The organism is Stenotrophomonas sp. SAM-B, assembly GCF_013387485.1.
Classification (GTDB): Bacteria; Pseudomonadota; Gammaproteobacteria; order Xanthomonadales; family Xanthomonadaceae; genus Stenotrophomonas; species Stenotrophomonas maltophilia_AA.
Genome location: NZ_JABBXB010000018.1, coordinates 41,436 through 49,962 on the forward strand (window position 1 = coordinate 41,436; position 8,527 = coordinate 49,962).

Genomic DNA, 8,527 nt, shown 5'->3' on the forward strand with positions numbered 1-8,527 from the left:
CCATCGACGGGTCAGCCCCAGGGCTGGCCCGTCCGGCTAACCGGCGAAGGTATCCCAGCCCATCCGGGCGATCAGCACCACCACCAGGCCGACGAACAGCTTGCGGATGAAGGGCGTGCCACCGCGCAGCGCCATCCGCGTGCCGACCACCGAGCCGATGATGTTGGCCGCGGCCATCGGCAGCGCGAACAGCCACAGGATGTTGCCGGTCGGTACGAAGAACGAGATCGCCGCCACGTTGGTCGCCAGGTTCACCACCTTGGACGCGGCCGACGCACGCAGGAAGTCCAGCCCGAAGAAGCGCACGAACAGGAAGATCAGGAAGCTGCCGGTGCCGGGCCCGAAGAAGCCGTCGTAGAACCCGATCACCGCACCGATCGCCAGTGCGGTCACCAGCTCCCTGCGGCCGATCTCGCGCGGGCGGTGCAGGGCACCGAAGTCCTTCTTCCACAGCGTGTAGCCGAGCATCGCCACCAGCAGCACCAGCACCAGCGGGCGCACCGCGTCCTTGGGCAGCAGGCTGACCGCCGTGGCCCCGGCAAACGAGAACACGAAGGCCGTGCCCGCCGCGAACAGCACCGGCCGCCACGGGAAGCGCACATTGCGCGCATAGCGGAATGCCGCGGCTGCGGTGCCGAACATCGAGCTGAACTTGTTGGTGCCGAACAGCATCGCCGGCGTGTGCTGCGGCAGGACGGTGAACAACCCGGGCAACTGCACCAGCCCACCGCCGCCGACGGCGGCATCGACGAGGCCGGCGATGAAGGCGATCGCCACCAACCACAACAGCTCAGGGGGAACCAGCTCAAGCACGGCGGCACATCGCGGCAGAAGGCGCGCCAGCATACGCCCGCCCATCGCGCGACAATACCCCCATGACCATCGTCCCCTCCGATCCCTGTCCCTGCGGCCGCCCGCTTGCCTACGCCGCCTGCTGCGGCCTCTATCACGCCGGCACCCCCGCACCGGATGCCGAAGCGCTGATGCGTTCGCGCTACAGCGCCTACGTGCACCACCTGGCCGACTACCTGCTGGCCAGCTGGCACCCGTCCACGCGTCCGGCCGAGCTGTCGCTGGATGAAGCACCCGGGCAGCGCACCCAGTGGCTGGGGCTGACGATCCACGCACATACCCGCTCGGATGCCGATCACGCGCAGGTCCGCTTCACCGCGCGCTACAAGGTCGGCGGCCGCAGCGCGGTGAAGATGCTCGAACACAGCCGCTTCGTCCGCGAGGACGGCCGCTGGTTCTATCTCGACGCAGTGCCCTGAGCCAACGCGGCCGTGCGCACCGGCACGGTCCCCTGCTGCCCATGCGCGCGCACGCAGTTGCGGCCGGCGTCCTTGGCCGCATACAGGGCCTGGTCGGCGGCCTTGATCACCGCCTGCGGACTGTTGGCGACCCGGCTGTCGGCCACGCCGATGCTCACCGTCACCTGCACCACCTCGCCGCTGCCCCCGCGTCCGCGCTGCAGCTGCCCTGCCGCATCATCGCGGCTGCGCGCGGCGCGGTCGCGCAGGTGCATGCGCCCGCCCTCGATCCGGGCGCGGATCGCCTCCACCGCCGCTACGCAGGCCGGGGCAGGGCGGTCCAGGAACACCAGCGCGAATTCTTCGCCGCCATAGCGGAACGCGCGGCCACCGCCGCCGATGTCGGCCAGGCGCGCGGCCACCAGCTTGAGCACGTCATCGCCGGCGTCGTGGCCGTGGGTATCGTTGAAACGCTTGAAATGGTCCACGTCCACCATGGCGATGGTGTAGGTCGTCCCGACCCGCTGCAGGCACTCGTTCAAGGCCCGGCGCCCCGGGAGGCCGGTCAGTTCGTCGCGGTAGGCCATGTGGAAGGCTTCCTGCAGCATCGCCGAGGTGATCAGCAGCAGGGCCATGCAGCTGACCGCGGGCAACAGCGCGGGAGAGACGAACACCCGCGGCAACATCCACCACAGGCAGAGCAGGGCGACCAGCAGGGCGGTGTGCAGGGGCCGCGGCCGGCGCCAGGCCTGCGCCGCCAGCGCTGCGGTGGTCACCACGAACAGCAGCGCCGGGAACTGGGCCAGCGCGCTCCAGCCACCCGGCAGCCACGCCAGGTGCCGGTCCGACAGCAGCGCCTGCATGCCGTCGGGGCCTTGTGCCGCCAGCAGCAGGAAAATCCCCAGTGCGGTTCCACTGACCACGCCGCGCAGCAGCAGGTCCTGGCGCAGCCGCCCGCGCTCGGGCCACAGCCCATGCAAGAGGAACAGCAGCGGCAGCCACCAGGACACCGCATGGAAGATCAGCGGGGTCAGCGCCGAGATCGTGCCCTCGCGCAGGAAGGTGCCGACCACGCCGTGCAGCACGGCGAAGGCCAGCGCGATCGCCAGCATCAGGCACACGGCCCGCACGCGGGCGTAGATCAGTCCCAGGCCGACGCCCAGGCAGGCCAGCACCAGTGGCAGCAGGCGGTGCACGGGATTGCCGACCTCGGCCGCCGGCGTGGCGCCCCACAGCCCGACGGCCACCAGCACGGCAGGCAGCACGAACAGATAGTGGCTGGGCTGGCGTAGCAGGTGCGTCCGCAAGAAGGGGTCCAGTGGTGGGCCGGCGCGCCGAGGCTGCAGCGTGCAAACCGGACAACACAGGCAAGGGGTCTCCCCCGATAGCGGCCTGCGCGTATTCAACTTGAGCTGTCACCGTACCGATGCCGTGCCATGACGTCGCACTCACCCCGGCTGGTCGATCCTGATCGGAATGAATACCGCCGTTGCTGCCGCACTTCCCCTCACTGCCGCCCCGCCGTCGTCGCTGGCCGCCCGCTATGCCGGTGTGCGCGCACGCACGGTCGCGCTGGCCGCGCCGCTCAGCGCCGAAGATGCCATGGTGCAGAGCATGCCCGACGCCAGCCCGGCGAAATGGCATCTGGCCCATACCACCTGGTTCTTCGAGCGCTTCGTGCTGGCGACCCGGCCCGGCTACGTGCCGATCGATGCGGACTGGCATTACCTGTTCAACAGCTACTACCAGAGCATCGGCCCGGCGCATGCGCGTCCCCAGCGCGGCCTGCTCTCGCGGCCGACGCTGGATGAGGTGCTGCGCTTCCGCGCCGAGATCGACCAGCGCGTAATCGCCGCACTGCAGGCCGGCACGTTGAGCGGGCAGGCCCAGCAGCAGTTGCTGCTCGGCCTGCACCATGAGCAGCAGCACCAGGAACTGCTGTTGACCGACATCAAGCACGCGTTCTGGTGCAACCCGCTGCAGCCCGCGTACCGCGATGACCTCGTGGCGACGCCGGCGCGTGCGCTGCCGCTGCAGTGGCTCAGCAGTCCCGAGCAGATCGTGGAGATCGGCGCGCCGGTCTGGCCGACCCAGCCCACATTCGCCTATGACAACGAATCGCCGGTGCACCGTGCCCTGGTCGCCGCCCATGCGCTGGCCAACCGCCCGGTCAGCAACGACGAGTACCGCCAGTTCGTGCAGGCCGGCGGCTACCGCGAGCCGCGCTGGTGGATGAGCGAGGGCTGGACGCTGTGCCAGGACCAGCACTGGCAGCATCCGCTGTACTGGGACGACGCACTGGAGCGCGAGTTCACCCTCGGTGGCTGGCGCGCGCTCGATCCCCACGCACCGGTCTGCCATCTCAGCTATTTCGAAGCCGACGCGTATGCGCGCTGGCAGGATGCCCGCCTGCCCACGGAGTTCGAGTGGGAAGCGGCGACCGCGGGCCGTCCGCTGCGGGGACGCTTTGCCGAGGCGGATCAGCTGCATCCCGGCGGCGCGGAGGAGGACGGGGACATGGTCCAGCTGTTCGGCGACGTCTGGGAATGGACCAGCAGCGCCTATGGGCCGTATCCGGGCTTCCGCACCTTCCCGGGCAACCTGGGCGAGTACAACGGCAAGTTCATGTGCGGGCAGTGGGTGCTGCGAGGCGGCAGCTGCGTGACGCCGGCGGATCACCTGCGCGCCAGCTACCGCAATTTCTTCGCCCCGTCGGCCCGGTGGCAGTTCGCCGGCCTGCGCCTTGCACGGGACGCCGCATGAGTTCGGTCCGGGATGCGCTCGACGCACTGACCGATCTGCAGCCGGATCGCGACCAGATCACCGCCGACATCCTGCGCGGGCTCTCTGCCACGCCGCGCCAGCTGCCGTCCAAGTACTTCTACGATGCCCACGGCTCGGCGCTGTTCGAGCAGATCACCCGGCAGCCGGAGTACTACCCGACCCGCACCGAGCTGCAGCTGCTGCAGGACTGCGCGCGGGATATCGCCAAGGTGGTCGGCCCGCACCTGCATGTGGTGGAGCTGGGCAGCGGCAGCGGGCGCAAGACCGAACTGCTGCTGCATGCGCTGCGCGATCCGGTTGCTTACACCCCGATCGAAATCTCCCGTGCCGCGCTGTTGGACAGCATCAGCCGGCTGGCCGCGTCGCTGCCCGACATCGAGATGCTGCCGGTGTGTGCCGACTTCACCCAGCCGGTGCAGCTGCCGTCCCCGCAGCGCGAACCGGCCCGCCGCCTGGTGTTCTTCCCCGGCTCGACGCTGGGCAACTTCGCCCATGACGAGGCGGTCGCGCTGTTGAAGGCGATGCGCCAGACCATGGGCCCGGAGGGGATGGCCCTGATCGGCATCGACCTGCACAAGGATGCGGCGTTGATCGAGGCCGCGTACAACGACGCCGCCGGGGTGACCGCCGAGTTCACCCTCAACCTGCTGCGTCGTCTGAATCGCGACATCGGCAGTGACTTCGACCTGGACGGCTTCCGCCATCGCGCCCGCTACAGCGTGCCGCGCCTGCGCATCGAAACCGAGCTGGTCAGCCAGCGCGACCAGCGCGTGCATGTGGATGGGCAGAGCTTCGATTTCGCCGAAGGTGAGGCGATGACCGTCGAGTACAGCCACAAGTACACCGACGCGGTATTCGCCCGGATGGCTGCCGACGCCGGTCTGCAGGTGACGGCGCACTGGAACGCCACCGATCCCGCCTTCGGCCTGCGCCTGCTGCAGCCGGCCTGACCTGCGCGGCATTGCCGCTATGATGCAGGTCCACTGGCTGCAAGGATTCCCGCCAATGCGATGGTCGCCCCTGTTGTTGGCCGGGCTGTGTCTCGGCGCACCGTCGCTCGCGATCGCTGCGCCGGATGCCTTCTCCACGTGCCTGGGCACGCTCAAGGCGCAGGCCGGCAAGCAGGGCATCACGGGCGAGCGCTTCGACGTGCTCACCGCCGGGCTGACCCCGGACCCCAGCGTGCTGCCGCTGCTCGATGCGCAGCCGGAGTTCACCACCCCGTTGTGGGATTACCTGGCCGCCCTGGTGGATACCCAGCGCGTGGCGGATGGGCGCGCCCGCCTGGCCGAGCACCGTGATCTGCTGGCGCGGGTATCGGCCGAGTACGGTGTCGATCCGGCCACGATCGTGGCGGTCTGGGGGGTGGAGAGCGACTACGGGCGCGTGTTCGGCAAGCGCCCCCTGCTGCAGTCGCTGGCCACGTTGTCCTGCGAAGGCCGTCGCCAGCCCTTCTTCCGGGGCGAACTGCTGACGCTGCTCAAGCTGATCGACGCCGGCGACCTGCGTGCCGAAGGCCTGACCGGCTCCTGGGCCGGCGCGTTCGGCCACACCCAGTTCATGCCCTCCACCTATGCGCGCATCGCGGTGGACGGCGATGGCGATGGTCGTCGTGATCTGGTCGCGTCCATTCCCGATGCCCTGGCGTCCACTGCCAATTACCTCAAGAAGGCCGGCTGGCGCACCGGGCAGCCGTGGGGCGTCGAGGTGAAGATTCCGGCCGGCTTCAACGCCGGCCTGGCCGGTCGCACCCAGCGCAAGCCGCTGGCCGACTGGCGCGCGCTGGGCATCGTGCCGATCGCCGGGGGTGCCCTGGCGCCTACCGGGCTCCCGGCGGACAGCAATCCCGCATTGTTGCTCCCGACCGGTGCCAAGGGCCCGGCCTGGCTGGTGTTCCGCAACTACGACGCGATCTACGCCTACAACGCCGCCGAGAGCTACGCGCTGGCCATCGCCACGTTGGCCGACCGCCTGCGCGGTGGAACGGGTATCGTCGCGGCCTGGCCGACCGACGATCCCGGCATCGGCCGGACCGAACGCCGCGAGCTGCAGACCCTGCTGCTGGCCCGCGGCCACGATATCGGTACCGCGGACGGCATGATCGGCACCGCGACCCGCCGCGCCATCCAGGCCGAGCAACAGCGCCTGGGCTGGACCCCTGCGGATGGCCGTGCCGGCCAGCGCATCCTTACCGCCCTGCGCGGTGCTCCTTCTTCTTCAACGCCGACCATGCCCGCATCCACCGTCTTCACCCTGCCGCCCAACCACGCCCAGTACGTCCAGTCGCCGGCCGCGCCGCGCGCTGCCCTGCCCAAGGTGCCCGGCCTCAGCCTGGCCGATGTGCAGGGCTTCCCCGCGTGGACGGTCGAGACCCCGTTCGCCACCGCCGCGATCAGCGTGTTCGGCGGCCAGCTGCTGTCCTATGTGCCCAAGGGCGGGCAGGACGTGATGTGGCTCTCGCCGAGCGCCCAGCCGCTGCCGACGCCGATCCGCGGTGGCACCCCCGTGTGCTGGCCCTACTTCGGCCGCCAGGGGCAGGGCAATGACGTGCCCTCGCACGGTTTCGTCCGCAACGTGCCGTGGACCCTGCAGCAGGCACGCCGCGAGGCCGACGGCACGATGGTGCTGACCCTGGCCCCGCCGGTGCTGGAGAACCTGGACCTGCGCCTGCGCATGGAACTGCGGATCGGCCGCACCCTGGAACAGCGCCTGATCACCGAGAACACCGGCCGGCAGCCGGTCGCCTTCACCCAGGCCCTGCACAACTACTTCCATGTCAGCGACGCGATGCAGGTCAGCGTCGAAGGCCTGGATGGCCTGTCCTACCTGGACAAGTTCGAGGACTATGCCGCGCCGCGCCAGCAGCAGGGCGAGTGGAGCCTGCGCGACCCGCGCGATCCCGGCCGCAGCGACCGCATCTATACGCAGGCCGGCGGCCGCTACCTGCTCAAGGACCCGGGCCTGAAGCGCCGCATCGAGATCACCACCACCGGCAGCCGCTCACTGGTGGCCTGGAACCCGGGCGAGGCGGGCGCCAGCAGGATGACCGATGTCGGGGCAGGCTGGCGCAGCTATGTATGTCTGGAGGCGGCCAACGCCGGTCCGGACGTGGTGACCCTGGCGGCGGGTGCCAGCCACACCCTGACCCAGACCTTCCGGGTGCTGCCGCTTCACTAAGTCATGGCCGGGGGCAGGGCGTTTGTCGCGCGCTGCCCCGGCTGCATCAGGCAGGGCGCGGTCGCAGCGCCACCAGGCAGATGCCACCGGCCACCAACCCCCAGAACGCCGAGCCGATCCCGGCCAGCGACAGGCCCGAGGCAGTGACCAGGAACGTCACCAGCGCTGCCTCCCGATCCGCCTCCTCACGCAACGCCATCGCGAGGCTGTTGGCGATGGTGCCGAACAGCGCGATACCGGCCACGCAGGCCACCAGTTCCTTGGGGAAGGCGGCGAACACGGCCGCCACCGTCGCCCCGAACAGCCCGACCACGATATAGAAGGCGCCGGCGGCCACCGCTGCGGTGTAACGCCGCGCAGGATCCTCGTGTGCCTCGCGTCCCATGCAGATCGCCGCAGTGATCGCAGCCAGGTTCAGCCCAAAGGCGCCGAAGGGGGCGAGCAGCGTATTGACCACCCCGATCCAGCCGATCACCGGCGACACCGGCGTGTCGTAGCCGGAGGCGCGGATCACGGCCACGCCCGGGATGTTCTGCGAGGCCATGGTGACCACGAACAGGGGCAGGGCGATGCCGAACACTGCCGACCACGACAGCGTCGGCCAGGTGAACACCGGCATCGCCAGTTCCAGCCGTACGTCCTGCATATGCAGCAGGCTCTGGCCGGCCGCCACCATCACACCGACAAGCAGGGTGGCGATCACCGCATAGCGCGGGAACAGCCGTCGCCCCATCAGCCAGGTGGTGAACATCGCCAGCGCCATCCCGAGCTGGGTGCCCATGGAGACGAATACATCCAGTCCAAAGCGCAGCAGTACACCGGCGAGCATGCCGGCGGCCAACGCCATCGGTACACGCTTCATCACCTTCGCGAAGATCCCCGAGAAGCCGGCCAGCATCCCCAGCATTGCGGCAAGGACGAATGCACCGATCGCATCGCTGTAGCCGACGGCGCTCGCACCCACCACGAGCATGGCAGCACCCGGCGTCGACCATGCGGTGACGACGGGCATCCGATGACGCAGTGACAGACCAATGCACGTCACGCCCATGCCAAGGCCCAACGCCCACATCCATGAAGCGATCTGCGCCTGATCTGCGCCCACCGCACGTGCGGCCTGGAACACGATCACCGCCGAACTGGCGAAGCCCACCAATACCGTAATGAAGCCTGCCATCACCGCTGGCAGAGAGAGATCGCGCCACAACGAACGTTTGCCGACCGCAGACATCGCATGCATTCCTGATGACAAGAGATGCATTGTTAGCAAGCCAGCGGCAGCACGCGCAACGCGCGTGCTGCCGCGCTTGTTGATG

The 8,527-nt window shown here is 69.4% G+C and carries 7 protein-coding genes; 4 read left to right on the plus strand and 3 right to left on the minus strand.

Annotated features, from left to right (window positions below; genetic code table 11):
- Window positions 1-36: 36 nt before the first annotated feature.
- Window positions 37-813, minus strand: coding sequence for a TSUP family transporter (locus tag HH110_RS18825; RefSeq protein ID WP_176991032.1), 777 nt, complete (start codon window positions 811-813; stop codon window positions 37-39).
- Between the two features lie 62 nt (window positions 814-875).
- Between HH110_RS18825 and HH110_RS18830 the strand changes: the two genes are divergently transcribed.
- Window positions 876-1,271 carry a YchJ family metal-binding protein gene (locus HH110_RS18830; protein WP_176991033.1) on the plus strand — a complete coding sequence of 132 codons (396 nt, stop codon included), beginning with the start codon at window positions 876-878 and terminating at the stop codon, window positions 1,269-1,271.
- Here HH110_RS18830 and HH110_RS18835 read toward each other — a convergent pair.
- Window positions 1,250-2,557, minus strand: coding sequence for a diguanylate cyclase (locus tag HH110_RS18835; protein WP_176991034.1), 1,308 nt, complete (start codon window positions 2,555-2,557; stop codon window positions 1,250-1,252). The two genes, HH110_RS18830 and HH110_RS18835, sit on opposite strands and share 22 nt — an antisense overlap.
- A gap of 169 nt (window positions 2,558-2,726) precedes the next feature.
- On the opposite strand from HH110_RS18835, the gene egtB reads away from it, so the two are divergent.
- The 3 genes from egtB to HH110_RS18850 are packed head-to-tail and all read left to right on the plus strand — an operon-like array spanning window position 2,727 to window position 7,211.
- Window positions 2,727-4,013: an ergothioneine biosynthesis protein EgtB gene (egtB, locus tag HH110_RS18840; RefSeq protein WP_176991035.1), complete on the plus strand. Its 1,287-nt coding sequence runs from the start codon at window positions 2,727-2,729 to the stop codon at window positions 4,011-4,013.
- The gene (egtD, locus tag HH110_RS18845) at window positions 4,010-4,984 is read left to right on the plus strand and encodes an L-histidine N(alpha)-methyltransferase (protein WP_176991036.1); all 975 of its coding nucleotides are present in this window, start codon (window positions 4,010-4,012) and stop codon (window positions 4,982-4,984) included. The genes egtB and egtD overlap by 4 nt, the downstream gene beginning before the upstream one ends.
- 55 nt (window positions 4,985-5,039) lie before the next feature.
- The gene (locus HH110_RS18850; protein WP_176991037.1) at window positions 5,040-7,211 is read left to right on the plus strand and encodes a lytic murein transglycosylase; all 2,172 of its coding nucleotides are present in this window, start codon (window positions 5,040-5,042) and stop codon (window positions 7,209-7,211) included.
- A 46-nt stretch (window positions 7,212-7,257) separates the two neighbouring features.
- Here the strand turns inward: HH110_RS18850 and HH110_RS18855 are convergent, their stop codons facing one another.
- Window positions 7,258-8,442 (minus strand): benzoate/H(+) symporter BenE family transporter, encoded by a 1,185-nt coding sequence (locus HH110_RS18855; RefSeq protein ID WP_176991038.1) that lies wholly within the window; start codon window positions 8,440-8,442, stop codon window positions 7,258-7,260.
- Window positions 8,443-8,527: the final 85 nt, after the last annotated feature.